Source organism: Bradyrhizobium arachidis (assembly GCF_015291705.1).
In the GTDB taxonomy this organism is placed as follows: Bacteria; Pseudomonadota; Alphaproteobacteria; order Rhizobiales; family Xanthobacteraceae; genus Bradyrhizobium; species Bradyrhizobium arachidis.
Map to the genome: position 1 here is coordinate 1,032,465 of NZ_CP030050.1, position 12,804 is coordinate 1,045,268.

At 61.2% G+C, this 12,804-nt stretch carries 19 protein-coding genes; 8 read left to right on the plus strand and 11 right to left on the minus strand.

The window, feature by feature from the left end; genetic code table 11:
* Positions 1–16: 16 nt before the first annotated feature.
* The gene (locus WN72_RS04980) at positions 17–970 is read right to left on the minus strand and encodes a DUF72 domain-containing protein (RefSeq protein WP_244553961.1); all 954 of its coding nucleotides are present in this window, start codon (positions 968–970) and stop codon (positions 17–19) included.
* Entirely contained in the window at positions 939–1,544 is a 606-nt protein-coding gene (locus WN72_RS04985; RefSeq protein ID WP_092219556.1) for a cell envelope biogenesis protein TolA, read from the minus strand. The genes WN72_RS04980 and WN72_RS04985 overlap by 32 nt, the downstream gene beginning before the upstream one ends.
* A gap of 121 nt (positions 1,545–1,665) precedes the next feature.
* Here WN72_RS04985 and WN72_RS04990 point away from each other — a divergent pair, with 121 nt between their 5' ends.
* Positions 1,666–1,890 carry a hypothetical protein gene (locus WN72_RS04990; protein WP_092219645.1) on the plus strand — a complete coding sequence of 75 codons (225 nt, stop codon included), beginning with the start codon at positions 1,666–1,668 and terminating at the stop codon, positions 1,888–1,890.
* 17 nt (positions 1,891–1,907) lie between these two features.
* On the opposite strand, the gene WN72_RS04995 is transcribed toward WN72_RS04990, so the two are convergent.
* The 3 genes from WN72_RS04995 to WN72_RS05005 all read right to left on the minus strand — a co-directional run bounded on the left by WN72_RS04995 (position 1,908) and on the right by WN72_RS05005 (position 3,212).
* Entirely contained in the window at positions 1,908–2,165 is a 258-nt protein-coding gene (locus WN72_RS04995) for a hypothetical protein (RefSeq protein ID WP_092219558.1), read from the minus strand.
* A 97-nt stretch (positions 2,166–2,262) separates the two neighbouring features.
* Complete coding sequence (locus WN72_RS05000) at positions 2,263–2,577, minus strand: hypothetical protein (protein ID WP_092219561.1); 315 nt, start codon at positions 2,575–2,577, stop codon at positions 2,263–2,265.
* Entirely contained in the window at positions 2,574–3,212 is a 639-nt protein-coding gene (locus WN72_RS05005) for a cysteine hydrolase family protein (RefSeq protein WP_092219647.1), read from the minus strand. The genes WN72_RS05000 and WN72_RS05005 overlap by 4 nt, the downstream gene beginning before the upstream one ends.
* 573 nt (positions 3,213–3,785) lie before the next feature.
* Here WN72_RS05005 and WN72_RS05010 point away from each other — a divergent pair.
* Together WN72_RS05010 and ligD are read left to right on the plus strand one after the other, a co-directional pair.
* Positions 3,786–4,373, plus strand: coding sequence for an alpha-ketoglutarate-dependent dioxygenase AlkB (locus WN72_RS05010; protein ID WP_244553962.1), 588 nt, complete (start codon positions 3,786–3,788; stop codon positions 4,371–4,373).
* Positions 4,373–5,344, plus strand: coding sequence for a non-homologous end-joining DNA ligase (ligD, locus tag WN72_RS05015; protein WP_092219565.1), 972 nt, complete (start codon positions 4,373–4,375; stop codon positions 5,342–5,344). Before WN72_RS05010 ends, ligD begins: the two co-directional genes overlap by 1 nt.
* A 103-nt stretch (positions 5,345–5,447) precedes the next feature.
* On the opposite strand, the gene WN72_RS05020 is transcribed toward ligD, so the two are convergent.
* Entirely contained in the window at positions 5,448–5,789 is a 342-nt protein-coding gene (locus tag WN72_RS05020) for a plasmid mobilization protein (protein ID WP_143130813.1), read from the minus strand.
* Between the two features lie 640 nt (positions 5,790–6,429).
* Here WN72_RS05020 and WN72_RS05025 point away from each other — a divergent pair.
* Positions 6,430–6,792, plus strand: coding sequence for a PRC-barrel domain-containing protein (locus tag WN72_RS05025; protein WP_092219648.1), 363 nt, complete (start codon positions 6,430–6,432; stop codon positions 6,790–6,792).
* 127 nt (positions 6,793–6,919) lie between these two features.
* Here the strand turns inward: WN72_RS05025 and WN72_RS05030 are convergent, their stop codons facing one another.
* From WN72_RS05030 to WN72_RS05045, 4 genes are all read right to left on the minus strand, one after another.
* Positions 6,920–8,128: a hypothetical protein gene (locus tag WN72_RS05030; protein WP_092219569.1), complete on the minus strand. Its 1,209-nt coding sequence runs from the start codon at positions 8,126–8,128 to the stop codon at positions 6,920–6,922.
* Between the two features lie 50 nt (positions 8,129–8,178).
* Complete coding sequence (locus WN72_RS05035; protein ID WP_194482982.1) at positions 8,179–8,619, minus strand: ParB/RepB/Spo0J family partition protein; 441 nt, start codon at positions 8,617–8,619, stop codon at positions 8,179–8,181.
* Between the two features lie 315 nt (positions 8,620–8,934).
* Positions 8,935–9,177 (minus strand): hypothetical protein, encoded by a 243-nt coding sequence (locus WN72_RS05040; protein WP_092219572.1) that lies wholly within the window; start codon positions 9,175–9,177, stop codon positions 8,935–8,937.
* A gap of 74 nt (positions 9,178–9,251) precedes the next feature.
* A complete protein-coding gene (locus WN72_RS05045; protein WP_092219574.1) occupies positions 9,252–9,590 on the minus strand; it encodes an ankyrin repeat domain-containing protein in 339 nt (112 codons plus the stop codon).
* A 448-nt stretch (positions 9,591–10,038) separates the two neighbouring features.
* Here WN72_RS05045 and WN72_RS05050 point away from each other — a divergent pair, with 448 nt between their 5' ends.
* From WN72_RS05050 to WN72_RS05065, 4 genes are all read left to right on the plus strand, one after another.
* On the plus strand, positions 10,039–10,254 hold the full coding sequence (locus tag WN72_RS05050; RefSeq protein WP_092219576.1) for a hypothetical protein: 216 nt from the start codon (positions 10,039–10,041) through the stop codon (positions 10,252–10,254).
* A gap of 10 nt (positions 10,255–10,264) precedes the next feature.
* The gene (locus WN72_RS05055; RefSeq protein ID WP_167381126.1) at positions 10,265–10,411 is read left to right on the plus strand and encodes a hypothetical protein; all 147 of its coding nucleotides are present in this window, start codon (positions 10,265–10,267) and stop codon (positions 10,409–10,411) included.
* A gap of 9 nt (positions 10,412–10,420) precedes the next feature.
* Complete coding sequence (locus WN72_RS05060; protein WP_167381127.1) at positions 10,421–10,588, plus strand: hypothetical protein; 168 nt, start codon at positions 10,421–10,423, stop codon at positions 10,586–10,588.
* A gap of 361 nt (positions 10,589–10,949) precedes the next feature.
* Positions 10,950–11,132 carry a hypothetical protein gene (locus tag WN72_RS05065; RefSeq protein ID WP_092219578.1) on the plus strand — a complete coding sequence of 61 codons (183 nt, stop codon included), beginning with the start codon at positions 10,950–10,952 and terminating at the stop codon, positions 11,130–11,132.
* A gap of 811 nt (positions 11,133–11,943) precedes the next feature.
* Here WN72_RS05065 and WN72_RS05070 read toward each other — a convergent pair.
* Positions 11,944–12,783 (minus strand): hypothetical protein, encoded by an 840-nt coding sequence (locus tag WN72_RS05070; RefSeq protein WP_092219580.1) that lies wholly within the window; start codon positions 12,781–12,783, stop codon positions 11,944–11,946.
* Between the last annotated feature and the right edge of the window lie 21 nt (positions 12,784–12,804).

Sequence of the window (12,804 nt, forward strand, 5' to 3'; positions counted from 1 at the left end):
GCTCCCGGCCGGGTTCCTATGCGGGGCGGGCGATCCGCCGTTTCGGCCGAAGAGGCGACAGCATGCGATGCAGCGTTTTCGCGTTAGCCGGCGCATGGGCGTCGTTGTCGTTGTTGAAATAAACCCAGGTCCGCTTCGCGCCGCTTTCCCTGATCTTTTCCGCCCATTTCCGAAGCTCGTCGTCCGAGTAATTATGGCGGTACCAGCGCTCCGGCCCGTGGAGGCGGACGTAGACCTCGTCCGCCGTCCGGACGAGCTCGTCGGGTAGGCGCGGGCCGCTGCAGGAGCAGAAGATGATCCCGGCATCGCGGAAAGCGCGATAGACTTCCTCATTCCACCAGCTCTTGTGTCTGAACTCGACCACGTTGCGGCGCGCGGGATCGAGCTGGCTCACGATCGCAGCAAGGCGGGCCTTCGTGTATCGGTAGCTCGGCGGTAGCTGGAACAGGAAGCAGCCCATCTGCTCGCCCAGAATATCCGCGACGACGCCATAATCCCGGATCAGCGTCTTCGTGCCCTTGAACTTTTTGACATGGGTGATGAGTTCGCAGACCTTTACGGTGTAGACGACGCCCTCGCCGCCCGGCTGGCGGCGCCAGGCCTGCACATTCGCGACGGTCGGCCATGAATAAAATGACGCGTTGATCTCGACGGTGTCGAACGCTGCCGTGTAGTGCGAGAACCAGTTCGGCTGCGGCACCGACGCGTAAAAGGAATCCCGCCATTTCCAGTAACGCCAGCCCGAACAGCCGACGAAGAGCGTTTTCTCCAATTCAGGCGGGGAGGGTCGTCCCTCGCTTTCCATCTTGAGCCTGACGCGGTGCATCTTCGCCGCGCGCAGGACGTTATTCTCGCGCTGCTTTTCACGGCGAAGCCGGCGCCGTTCGCGTCTTTCCTCCAGCGTCAGTTGTTTGATGGGAGACGCGGAAGGCACAAGGTCACTCCTTCGCTTTACGCAGGTTGCCCTCAAGGCGCGCCTTGAGTTCGCGCCAGCGTTCGTCCTCCGCCTCGGCGCGGCGCTGCACGGCCTCAAGATCCTTCACTATGGCGTCAGCTTTTTCCTCGTGACCGGCTTCGGCCTCAAGAAGGGCCGCCTGCGCCTTCTCGATCGCCTTGTTTCGTCTTTCCCGGACCCTGGCAGCCTCTGCTTCTTCCTTGACGCGCCGCGCCTTCCGCTCGCGTTCTTCCTTCTCGTATCTGGCCGCGGCCTTGCGCTCGACTTTTTCGTCGCGCGTCTTTGGGGGCGCCTTCCTGGCGGGCGTATCCCTTGTCCCGCGGGGCTGCGCGTCGAGGGACGCGGCGGAAGGCAATTCCGCGTGCTCCCTGAAGGCGGAGCTTGATCCGACAGGTCTTTGCAGTACGACGCCCGGCTTTGCCATCGCGGCGGCGATGATCTTCTCGTCCTCCGCTTCCTTCGCGAAACCCTGGTGGAAAAGGTTGCTGGCCGCGCCCCATGCTTCGAGCGCAGCCTTCATCGAGGGCGCTGCGAGGGCGAGATCAAAAAATCCCTGCGAGGTCTGATAGACCTTGAGTTTGCGCGGCATTACGGTCCAATGGATCGCCCTTATTTTTGTTCCGCCAGGGGAACGGTATCTGTTCCATTATTGAAACCATCACCGACGGCCACCGTTGTTGACGGCCGTCACACGACGCAAGGAGAGTCCCATGATCCTTGAAAGCTTTGATCGCCGTACGCTCGCGAACATGGAAGCTGCCCTTGACCGGATCTGTGAAGGCAGGCCCGACCGCGAGGACCACGAGCTTAGGGCCTTTATCGCTGAGAGCCTCGTGCGCTGCGCGAAACAGGGCAAGACCTCCATCGGCGCCCTGACGGCTGCGGGAGAGGCCGCGCTCGCGGGCCGGTCTATCGCTGACAGGAAACAGGCCTGACGGACTGCACCTCAGCCTTAGGCGGCGCTGGCTTCCTTGCCGGCGCGCGGCAGCCAGCGCCATACGCCGAGGACGTCGATCAACAGCAGGACCGCGTTCTGGACGACAAGCGAGGTCTTCGCCTCCAGCACGCCATCCGCAATCCAGGCGATTGAAGCCGCTATAAAGATAGCGAAGCCCCATACTGTGACGCGTGCGTTTATGTTCGCTGCGACCATGGCGGCCGCGATGATCGTAATGGCCGCCGCCGCCGCCCTCAGTATTTCAAGATCCATGTTTTTCCTTCGTCGACCATTCAGTGTTTTGATGCCCTCGGTGAGTCTTTTTCGGTAAGCGCGACAAAAATTCAGCGGCGCTAACGTTCCTGCACGTTCACAGGACGATAATTTCCTGTGCGCGGATGACGATCTCTTCCTGTGAAAGCTCACGCTCAAGGCGCTCGCGCAGGCTCCGCCAGAACTCGGGCGCGAGTTTTGCCGCCATGACCTCGATAACGGCGATGGTGTCTCGCTGTGTTTCCTCGCCGCTGCGCCACAGGCCCTGGCCGGGCGCCCGGACAAAGCTCGTCGCGCCGCCGAATTTTCCGCTCAGCTCTTCCAGAAACTCTTCAAACCATTGCTGCGAAACCGGCTCGCCGTTGCCTTTCGCCTTCGGCAGGAGAATCTGGATCAGATAGGAGGTGTTCACGACACAAGCCTCGCCCGCGCACTGCCGGGCCAGCTGTTCAGAAGCGTTTCGGTCGTGACGCATTCGACCTGCCGCCCGAAACGGTTCAGGTACACATTCATCATGGAATCATGAGTCTCGTCCGCCGAACCGCAAACCGCGTCGGTCACCAGGATGACCCGGAAGCCCCAGTCGATCGCGCCGAGCACGGTTGCGAGCACGCAGACATCGGTTTCGCCGCCGGTGATGATAACGGTATCGACTCCGGCGCTTTGCAGCTGCAGGTGCAGGTCGCTACCTGTCCAGGGAGAGTAGACGTGCTTGTCGAAAATGCGCGCTGGCGGAACGAAGCGCGCGAGGTCCGGGACGAGGTCGATCATCTCCGCGCCGAGCCGGTCGATGGTCATCGCTTCCCAGCGCTCATAGTAATGCCGCCACATGCCGGCGCCCTGGCCGGGCTTTTTCGCCGGGATAAAGCGGGTAAAGATGGTCCGGTCCTGATGCGCCTCTGCGATCAGCACGATATTCGGCAACACGCGCGGCAGCCACGGCATCTTCCATTCCGTGGTCTCGGCGAACATCCTCTGCATATCGACGCAGATATGAACCGCGTTCTCTCCCGGACTTCCCCAGCGAAGGTCGTCGTTCTTTGCCATGGCCTGATCCTCAAACGCCAGCTCCAACGGAGCGGCGCGGATGCTGGTTCCTGTCCTTAAAGCGGGTTGCGGCCTGCAACCCGGCTAGCCCTGCGGCAATGAGCGGGGATCGGCGGTCAAGGGTGCGCTGCGCACGAGCGCGAGCGAGCTAGCCCTTGACGGCCGAAGGGGGCGCAAGTCCCGGCCTTCGCGCGAAGGATCGTCACCGGATGGCCGGGACGAAGGCCCGGGCGCGGCACGCGCTAGAGCCTGACCGGCTGCGCAGCAGGCGGCGCGCCCTCTCAAAAAACGGAACCGCGCGGCCTCGCGGAAAGTTGGGTGGGAACACAGACTGAGGAAGGAAATGAAACGCATCACGAAATGGCGGGCCGCCGCAAAACGCGAACTGATCGAGCCCAAAGGCGACAAGCGTTACATCAGGCGCGACGCGAGGGGGCCGGATCAAAGAGAGCGATGACGTTGGTCGCTCGCTTTCGCAGGACAGACGCACCAAAGCCAAAAAAGCCGCGAAAGCGGGTGAGGGCGACCGCGGCGACCGCAAGCCGGCAAAGACCAGGTCACGGAAAAAGGCGCGTGCGCGAAAGTAGCGGCACATTGGATCTTTTTGGGGACGCAGGTCTCCCTGAAGGCATGAAGTATCAGCGCGACTTTCTGACGGCTGAGGAAGAAGAGCGGCTTCTGATCGATATCAAAGCCCTCCCGTTCAGGGAGTTTGAATTCCGCGGCTTCACTGGTAAGCGCAGGACGGTCTCGTTCGGCTGGCGCTACGATTTCAACGGCGGCGGGCTGACGAAGGCGGACGACATGCCGGAGTTTCTGACCGGTCTTCGCGGCCGCGCGGAAGCGTTCGCCGGAAGCGCTCCCGGCAGCTTTCAGCAGGTTCTTGTCACCGAGTATGCAAGCGGGGCCGGAATCGGATGGCACAAGGACCGTTCTGTCTTTGGCGATGTCGTAGGCATCTCTCTTCTGTCCGCCTGCCTTTTCCGGCTTCGCAGAAGAAAGGATATCGGGTTCGAGCAGCATAATCTGTCCGCCGAGCCGCGCTCCATTTATCTCCTGCGCGGTCCTTCGCGGACCGAATGGCAGCACAGCATCCCGGCCGTCGAAAGCCTCCGCTATTCAATTACGTTTCGTAACCTGCTCGAAGGAAGGGTTTCGTAGTGGTCCGCGTCTCCACCCTGCCAAAAAAGCTGCAGCCGATGCTCGCGACGCTGACCGACGCGCCCTTCGATGACAAGGGCTGGGTGTTCGAAGACAAGTACGATGGTTTTCGCATGGTCGCCAAAATCGAAAACGGGAGCGTCACTTTATACAGCCGCAACGGCATAATCATCAGCCACAGCTATGTCGAGGTCGCGCAGGCGCTCGAAGCGGTAAAAGGGGATGCCGTTATAGACGGCGAGCTGGTCGCGATCGGAAAAGACGGCGTTTCGCACTTCCAGCTTCTGCAGAACGCGCTGCGCCACGAAGCGAAGCTGCAATACGTCGCATTCGACATCATGTTTCAGGACGGTGAAGACCTTCGTGGGCTAACCCTCCTGGAGCGCAAGAAGAGGCTTAAAGCCATCCTGCCAAAACATAAGCTGATTGCGTTCAGCCGCCACCGCGCGGCGTCCGGCACGAAGTTTTTCGCAGAGGCCGAACGCAAAGGCCTCGAAGGCATCATGGCAAAGCACGCCGACAGCGAATACTTGTCCGGCGCGCGAACGGATGCCTGGCTCAAGATCAAGACCTCCCGACGCCAGGAAGTCGTCATCGCTGGCTTCACCGCGCCCCGCCGCACGCGGCCTTTCTTCGGCGCGCTGACCCTGGCCCTTCGCGAGGGAAACGGCTGGCGCTACATCGGGCATGTCGGCACGGGCTTCAGCCATGAGACGCTCGAAGATCTGCACAAAAAGCTGGTGAAGCTGAAGACCTCTAAGTCTCCCTTCGCGGAAAAGGTCAAGGATGAAGCGGTGACGACCTGGGTGAGGCCTCGGCTCGTCGCCGAGGTAAAGTTCACGGAGTGGACCAGCTCGGGTGAGATGCGCCATCCTGTTTATCTCGGCCTGCGCGCTGACAAAAACGCAAAAGACGTCGTCCTTGAGCGGGAGAAAAAGCCAGCCGTGCGCCGGCAGAGTTCGCGACGCTGATCGCCACTCGTGCGCTTTACCGGTCTGCAGCCCCGAGATAATCACGGCGACCGCCCGCGCATATGAGTGCCGCGCGATACAGCCATGGAATGCGCCTGCCGCGTCATGGCTGGCGCCCCAGGGCGGTTAGACAAAGGAGCCGGAGTTCGGAGAGGTCGGCCAGCGCCGTCTCGACCGCTTCCGCATCCGCAAGCCCTGCAGCGCTCCTGAACGCCGTTGCGAGCTGGCCGATTTTTCCGAGCAGCAGCGCCACGTCCTCGTGGTTCGAGGTCGGGCGCCTGGCTACGCGCGGGATGGGAAAGGAGAGGGCTGTGTTACGAAGAAAGGTAGAGACGGGAACGCCCGCTGCATTAGCCTTTGCACATACAAGGGCGTCCTCAAGCGGGGTGAAGCGGACCGTGTACCGCTCGCTTCGCTGCCGCGTCTCGCTGCCGCTCTCCGCCATCGCGCCTCCCCTGGCTGTGGCTCCTCCCGGGCACCAGGCCCGGTCGTGGTCGCGAGGGGCGCGAAAGCCCCTCGTCGGCGGCGTGCATACAGGCACCGCGCGCCGCAGGCTGGTCCAGGGCGGCCGTGAGCCCTGGTCGTGGGTACAAGGGGCACCGAATGCCCTTTGCCGGATGTCGAAGGGCGAGACCGTTCTCGGCTCGCGCGCCATCCGGGGCGCATCCATGGCCGCCTCTCGCCATGGTCGCAGGCTGCGGGATCGAAAGTCCCGCGTCGTCCTGTCATCCGCTGCCGCAAGGCAGGCGGTAGTGCCGGACGACCGAGCGGGGGTCACACGAGGGCGGCGATCCCCCTCAAGGTGTGCGCGGTCTGCCCGCGCACACCTTGTATCCTTCACTATTCCCCCAACTCTCAGTTTACATAACTCTACATAAGGTTGCAAAAATGCTCGCCGTGGAATGAAGCCACTATCCCGCTGAGGCTGCGGGACGTTGAAACCAATGACAGTTTAGAGACGCCTGAATTAGGGAAGCGTCCTGTTCGCTATGAACGCCCTGCGGCGAAACGACCAGAAGTGGTGGGGGCGGAACGTTCTTCTGAACGCGCGGTTGAGCGAGGGTGCGCTAGTGATGGAGGACCTCATGGCTACAGAAGAACGGGAGACGGGCACTCTGATCGGGAGCGACAAGGTTGAAGGCACCGCCGTGTATGGACCGGACGACACGAAGATCGGGTCGATCGAGCGCCTGATGATCGACAAACAATCCGGCAAGGTCTCGTACGCGGTTTTAAGCTCCGGCGGCTTCCTTGGAATGGGCGACGACCATTATCCGCTTCCCTGGCATTCGCTGAAGTACGACACGAATCTCGGCGGCTACCGCACCGGCATAACCCAGCAGCAGCTGGAGGGCGCCCCTAAATACGGAAGCGACAATGACTGGAATTGGGGAGACCAGACCCGCACGCGCGCTGTCGATGACTATTACCGGCTCGCGCCGATCTGATAAAAATCTCCTTGGTGAAAAAGCCCGCCGAAGGCGGGCTTTTTTCTTAACGTCACGGCCTGAAAAATCCGGGCGGCACCTCAGGCACCGCCCGGCTCGCTCACAGGGATCTAGCTGAACAGCTTCTTCATGGCGTTCCAGTCATCCACGGCGCGGAGGCCTTTGCGCTTCGTGTAAGACTGCATGGGGAAGTGGAAGTAGCGCGGCAGCCAGGCTTCCGATTTGTTGTGGCCTCCCGTCCCTGCGAGGCAGTGGCGGATCGCCTCCTTCTGCTGTTTGGCCGTTTCAGCGACCCGGATCCGGGCGCACTGTTTACCCCCGACCTCGGCAAGCATGGCGTTGATCGCCGGCTTGTCCGCAGAAGGTCGAAGAAGGCCTCTTCCGGTGCCCACCATGTCTGCATGTCGACCTTGAGCAGATGGCCGAGAATATCCACGGCAGCGCTGCCTGCCGGCAGTGTTTCCGCCATCAGGCAGGTCAGGAGTTTGAGGATGTCCTCGTCCGGCAGCGTGAGCAGTTTTGCGAACAGCTTCGGAAGGTCCGCGCCACACTCCGCTGACAGGTAGCCCTCGTCCTGCAGCCCGAGAAGGCTCCGGAGTTCGTTCTGGACGGTTGTGAAGGCAGCTTTGGCCGGGCTTGCTTCGATGGAGGCTAAGACCGCCGGATGGTGGCCGTCCTGCCTTTCAGGCTTAACCTGCCACGCTTCCCTGGTGATGACGCTCGACACCAGGAGCCTCAGGGCGATCTGCGGCGCCTTGAGAAGCTCGATGCGCACCGCGTTCTGCAGGTGCAGGTCGATATAACGTATTGCGTTGCTGGTCAGCTCAGGCTTCGCGGGGGCAGGCTCGTCTTCCGGCTGTGCGCCTGCTTTCGCCTGTTGCGCTTTCGCCTTGTCGCGCTTCGCGGCCTCCTTCGCGTCGAGCCAGCCTTCATGAAAGCCGATTTCGCCGTTGGACGCGCAGGAGATATAGACCTTGCCGCCTTTTGCCCGGCCGCGTTTCACCTTGTCGTACTCATAAAAATGCGCGCCGATTTCCATGATGACGACGTCGCTCCAGCCCTCTTCAAGATAGGCGGCCTGGCGGTGAATGATCGCTTCGGTCTGCAGCTTCCAGAATTTCTCCGCGTCGTCGAAATACCGCTCTTCGCCAAAAAGGTCCGAGACGATATTGCCGGTGTATAGCTCTGGCGGGAATATCGCGGAGCTCGCCGGGATTTCAGCGCCGAACAGCCACGCTTTCAGGCGTCTCCCCGTCGGGGCATGCTCCTCCGGGTTTTTGAACAGCCTGAACCACGTCTTCTGCTGTTTCGCGGTCGCGAGCGTCAGCTGCTGCATCGTCTCCGCCTCGATCTTTCCTGCCCGGTAGGCGTCCCGGATTTGCGGGATCAGCGCGGATGATCGCCGAGGCGGCGTTTCACGAGAAGCTCAGTTACGCCGAACTGGTTCGCGATTTCGGCGACGCTTCGTCCCTGCACGGTCAGCGCGGCGAAGGCCTCGTACTGGTCGAGCTCGTCCATCGGCAGGCGTGCGACGTTTTCGGCAAGGGAAGCCTCGAGCGCGATCGCATCATCGCCTGTCTCAAGGATGGCGCAGGGCACCTGCACGGCACCTTCCGCTTCCGCCTGCAGGGCCTGGTAGGCGAGGAGTCGCCTCTGGCCTGCGATGACCTCGTAGCCTTCACAGTTAGGACGCACAAGAAGCGGCTGGATGACCCCGAGGCTCCTGATGCTTGCGATCAGTTCGCCTAAATCCTCCTGCGCGCCGTGCTTGCGCACGTTCACAGGCGAGATCTTGAGCTGGGATAAATCGATATGTTGAAGTTGCATGGTGTTTTTTCTCCATGTTGTTGGATGCGTGATTGCACCGAATTCCATGGATCAGCCGGACCAAGGCGAGTCCCAAGCTTCTCTTCGTTTCGGGAGGGTCTGCAGCAGAGCTGCGGAGACCGGAAACGAAAGAAGCTCTGAGCAACGGACGCGGCGCTGCGGACGGCTGATATCATGCAGAGAGCAAGACACCCCCTTTTCAGATTTCGATTGGCTCCCCTTTTTTGCTTGAAAGGTGTCGGCGCGGATAGGCAATGATTTGCAGCTTGATACGTCGCGAGCTGCCCGGTCGCGACAGCATGCGCTAACGCCAGCTCACCGGGTCGTTAAAATAAAAGGAAAGACCTTCGGCGCTGCCGCGGCGCCGGTGGGAGTTTGCGACGGGGTCGACGCCAGTGGGGCATCGGCGAGCTTAGGCCAATACGGTACGGAGGCGAGGGCGAGGAGCGAAGCGGCGCCGAAGATCGCCGCCAATCTGAGGGTTGTTTTATTCGCCGCGTCCTGCCGCTGCCTATACTCTAGGGCAGCGAATGCCTGGTATTGTTCTCTGCTGTTCATCGGAATCTCCTTTAGTCAAAAACATTGCACTGGGCTGCCCGCGAACGTGGAGCAGCGAAACCCCCGGGCCTGGACTAGCCGGGAAAATGCTTGCGCGCGTATCTCGCGACAAGCTCGTGGTTACCCGCCCGGGCGATGTCGGCGACAGACCTGCCGTCGATTGTCCTGAGAGAAGGGTTCGCGCCTGCGTTGAAGAGGGCGCGCAGCGCCGGCAACTGTCCATTAAAAGCGGCATAGTGCAGGGGAGTCATTCCGATGTTGTCCTGCTTGTTTATGTCGGCGCCGCAGGCGATGAATACTTCGATGCCCGTTAGATTTAGGTGCGCGGCGTACCGATGTAGAAAGGATTGGCCTTCGTCATTCGAAAGATTAGGGTCGAAGCGTTTGCGTCTGCGGGAAAAGATATTTTTCATAACATTAAAGCCTTTTATTTTCAGATTGGACGAACTTTTGCGACGTGCGCAACAAAATTCGATTTGTCATAGCTCGCGCATATCTTGCTCTGCGCCTATGCAGCCGGACCAAGCCGGGTCCCAAGGCTTCTCTTCGTTTCGGGAGGGTCTGCAGCAGAGCTGCGGAGACCGGAAACGAAAGAAGCTCTGAGCAACGGACGCGGCGCGGTGGACGGCTGGTACGATGTAAAGATCGAGACAACCCCTCTCGGTTCTCTTTCTGCGCCGGGCGATAACGTCGCGCGAGGGACAGTCACCTTCGGCCGAAACCCGTGAGGGGTTCGGGGAGCGCCGGCCGCGGCGCGAGTATGGCCCGGTCCTGGGGAGCAGGACGCGCTGAACACCTTACTGCGCAGCAGGACGCTTTGACCCTTAGGAACTCCGGCGGTCCCGCCGGGTTTTTTCAGCCATGAGCGAACCTCTTCCATGGCTGATCGAGCGATCCATTCAGATCGCCTGGGATTACCTTGAGCGCTCCGGCGAGATTGCCGATGCGGCGGAGGCAAGCCGCTTTCTCCAGAAAGCCGTGGATGAGATGGTGATGAAGGGTGAACGGAGGGCGCTCATGCTGGCCAATCGCGCCATCGACGCCTACCGCCACCGCGATCTGCAACTCGCCTCATGAGGAGGAATGCATGGAAAAGCCGACCGCGGAACAGCTCGAAGAGCTGAAGCGACTGAGCAAGGAAGCCCGCGTCAGCGACTGGTCCGAAGTCGTCCAGTCAAAAGAAGAAGCGGAAACGCGCATCCGCGACCTGAAGGAAAAGGCAAGGATGGAGTAGGGGCAGGAAATGCCGGGTAAACCGGTCAACGGCCGCGAGCCCGGCTTTTCGGAAGAAGATATGCAGCGTGGGAAGCTCGGCCCGCGCGGCGTGCCCGGGAAGCCGTCCCCCGGAAAGATGACGCCGCAGGTTGATAAGAACACCCCGAAAGATCCCGGCACCGGCCACACGAAATAGCACCGCGCGTGGCGTCACGCCGGTGCGCTCCGGTAAGCCGGAGCTTGAAACGACCAATCTCAGTTCATGTTTTCAAGCCGCGATTTCGGCCGCAGCTTCCCTGCAGCGCGTGGCGCTATGAATCAATTCGCGTGAAACCACCCTCACTCTTTTCTCCGCCGTCCACGAAAACATCCGCGTCCTTTTGATCTTGCCGACTTAAGCACCTCGGCGGCCTGGCGGCTGCAAGCGCGGGTCTTAACGCCCATCCCGCTCCTCCACTGACGTTGCGGTCTGAAGCAGATGCAGCCGGCCGCCTGCGGCGTTCCTCCGCGTCGCAAGAAGGCCGCGATGTCCGTGGCCGGAAACAACGGAGGAAATCATGAGAGTTATTTCACAAAGCGAATTGCTGCGCGCCACGAAGATCGATCTGCAGGTGCTGCTGCGCGAAATCACGGCGAGCCTGCCGCATCTTGCGGAAGGCTCGCACGAACTAAGGATCGCTCATTACAATCTGCATAACATCCGCCTTGCCATCGCGCGGCCGGAGCTCCGGCCGCGCTAGGGCGTTCTGCGGCCGGCTTTGCAGCTCGGCCGCAGGATACCCTGCAATGACGCGCGCAAGACCCGGAAACCGGCCGTATCCGCGGCGAACGCCGCTTTTTGCGGAAGTTGGCGACACTATGATAAAATTGACATATGAAGTTTAGCGTGATGGAATTTGTGGAGCTTCTGATTAAATCTGACCTCAGTGACGATCAGGTCGAACACATCAGGGAGATATTTCGTCAGGCAGAGCGGGCTAGCGATAAGCAAGCCCCCGATGACGTCTGTGTTTGATTTCTTGCTCATGCGCAGGAAGGTACTCCTGAAGGATGAGTGGCGTAAGCCATGGAAGCCTGAGCCCGCCGCCCCGAAAGTATCCGATCCGGGGATGGATAAACTATCGCCCGCGGAGAAATTGTTCAGGTCTCATCAATACTACAAGGCAAAATGGGAGCGGGAGAGGCACCTTGCGATGCTGCAGGCCGCTCAGAAGCCGAAAGGTCCACTTAACCTGAAGGCGGAGATCAGTTTCTCGTCACAAAGTGACGAAACTTCTTCAGGCCCTTTCGCACGACCCGAGGCCGCGCTGAGCGCTCAAAGCCGCTCAGCGCCGCCGAAATCCCGGCGGCGCTGAAATCGAGGTCGCAACAAACCGGCGGCAACTCGCATGCCAAACCTGCAAGTTTGCAAGCCTGCAAACCGGGAAGCATCCTACCCTCCGGCAAGCCGCCGCAGAGCCTGTGTCTCACCTCAACAGGAGGATGAGAATAATCAGCGGAATCGGGATTCCGAGCAGCCACAAGAGAATCGGCATGGTCTTTTCCTTTCAGTTAGCGACGAAGTTTCCAGGTGCCGTCGCGAAGGCCGCCGCCTTCTGTGGCGGCGAGACTTGCGCAGAAGGCGCCGAGAAGTAGCGAAGCCGTAATCCAGAATGCGAGGGCAGCCGTGGCCTTGCGCGCAGCGTCCGCATCCGCCTTTATTTGAGTGACCACATCATTCACCCGCTTCTCCGCGTCCGCCTGGCTGAGGCCGGTCCGCGCCGCGACGACCTTTGCCGCGTACTCACGATCCGGACCCTTGAGATCGCCGCCGTTGCGGAAGCTCCGGGTGAACAGGCGCGTCACCTCGCTGCGCGTGTCGGCGGGGTTCGCGTTCTGGCCCTGCGCCGCGGGGTCGCTGCGCAAGAGCGTATCGACGTAGCCGTCCATCGAACCCGCGGACTGGGCGGCGCTAGACGCTGCGCCCTGGCTTGCGCCGGTCACCGCACCGCTGACAAGGCTCGTCGCCGGGGTGGCCAAAAGCGCAGCGCCAAGGACGGACGCAAGCGCCCAGGCGACAAACCCGTGGGCCGTATCCCGAAAGTAGACTTCGTCAGGCTCGACGCCGTCCCAGCCCGACCGCAGCCGGCCCGCGATATAGCCCCCGAGCGACGAGGAAATCATGGCGATAACGATCAGATATAGCCCGGTCGTGATCTTGAAGGTCGTTGCCGAGATGCCGGACCCCGCCCAGGGCGAGACGACACTCAGGCCGAGCCCTGTCCCGAATGCGACCAGGAGGAGCGTCATCGCGCAGGCGACGACGGCGCCCGCGACAATTGAAGGCCAGGAAACGCCTGACAGAAACGATGCCCGTGAGCCGGTGGGCGCCACTACGACTTTGTCGATCATTTTATCCCCTCGAATGGGATG

Coding starts and splice junctions, on each gene's coding strand:
- WN72_RS04985 (WP_092219556.1), bottom strand. CDS start 1,544: ATGCCGCGCAAACTCAAGGTCTATCAGACCTCGCAGGGATTTTTTGAT.
- WN72_RS04990 (WP_092219645.1), top strand. CDS start 1,666: ATGATCCTTGAAAGCTTTGATCGCCGTACGCTCGCGAACATGGAAGCT.
- WN72_RS04995 (WP_092219558.1), bottom strand. CDS start 2,165: ATGGATCTTGAAATACTGAGGGCGGCGGCGGCGGCCATTACGATCATC.
- WN72_RS05005 (WP_092219647.1), bottom strand. CDS start 3,212: ATGGCAAAGAACGACGACCTTCGCTGGGGAAGTCCGGGAGAGAACGCG.
- WN72_RS05020 (WP_143130813.1), bottom strand. CDS start 5,789: ATGGCGGAGAGCGGCAGCGAGACGCGGCAGCGAAGCGAGCGGTACACG.
- WN72_RS05025 (WP_092219648.1), top strand. CDS start 6,430: ATGGCTACAGAAGAACGGGAGACGGGCACTCTGATCGGGAGCGACAAG.
- WN72_RS05030 (WP_092219569.1), bottom strand. CDS start 8,128: ATGCAGCAGCTGACGCTCGCGACCGCGAAACAGCAGAAGACGTGGTTC.
- WN72_RS05035 (WP_194482982.1), bottom strand. CDS start 8,619: ATGCAACTTCAACATATCGATTTATCCCAGCTCAAGATCTCGCCTGTG.
- WN72_RS05040 (WP_092219572.1), bottom strand. CDS start 9,177: ATGAACAGCAGAGAACAATACCAGGCATTCGCTGCCCTAGAGTATAGG.
- WN72_RS05045 (WP_092219574.1), bottom strand. CDS start 9,590: ATGAAAAATATCTTTTCCCGCAGACGCAAACGCTTCGACCCTAATCTT.
- WN72_RS05050 (WP_092219576.1), top strand. CDS start 10,039: ATGAGCGAACCTCTTCCATGGCTGATCGAGCGATCCATTCAGATCGCC.
- WN72_RS05055 (WP_167381126.1), top strand. CDS start 10,265: ATGGAAAAGCCGACCGCGGAACAGCTCGAAGAGCTGAAGCGACTGAGC.
- WN72_RS05060 (WP_167381127.1), top strand. CDS start 10,421: ATGCCGGGTAAACCGGTCAACGGCCGCGAGCCCGGCTTTTCGGAAGAA.
- WN72_RS05065 (WP_092219578.1), top strand. CDS start 10,950: ATGAGAGTTATTTCACAAAGCGAATTGCTGCGCGCCACGAAGATCGAT.
- WN72_RS05070 (WP_092219580.1), bottom strand. CDS start 12,783: ATGATCGACAAAGTCGTAGTGGCGCCCACCGGCTCACGGGCATCGTTT.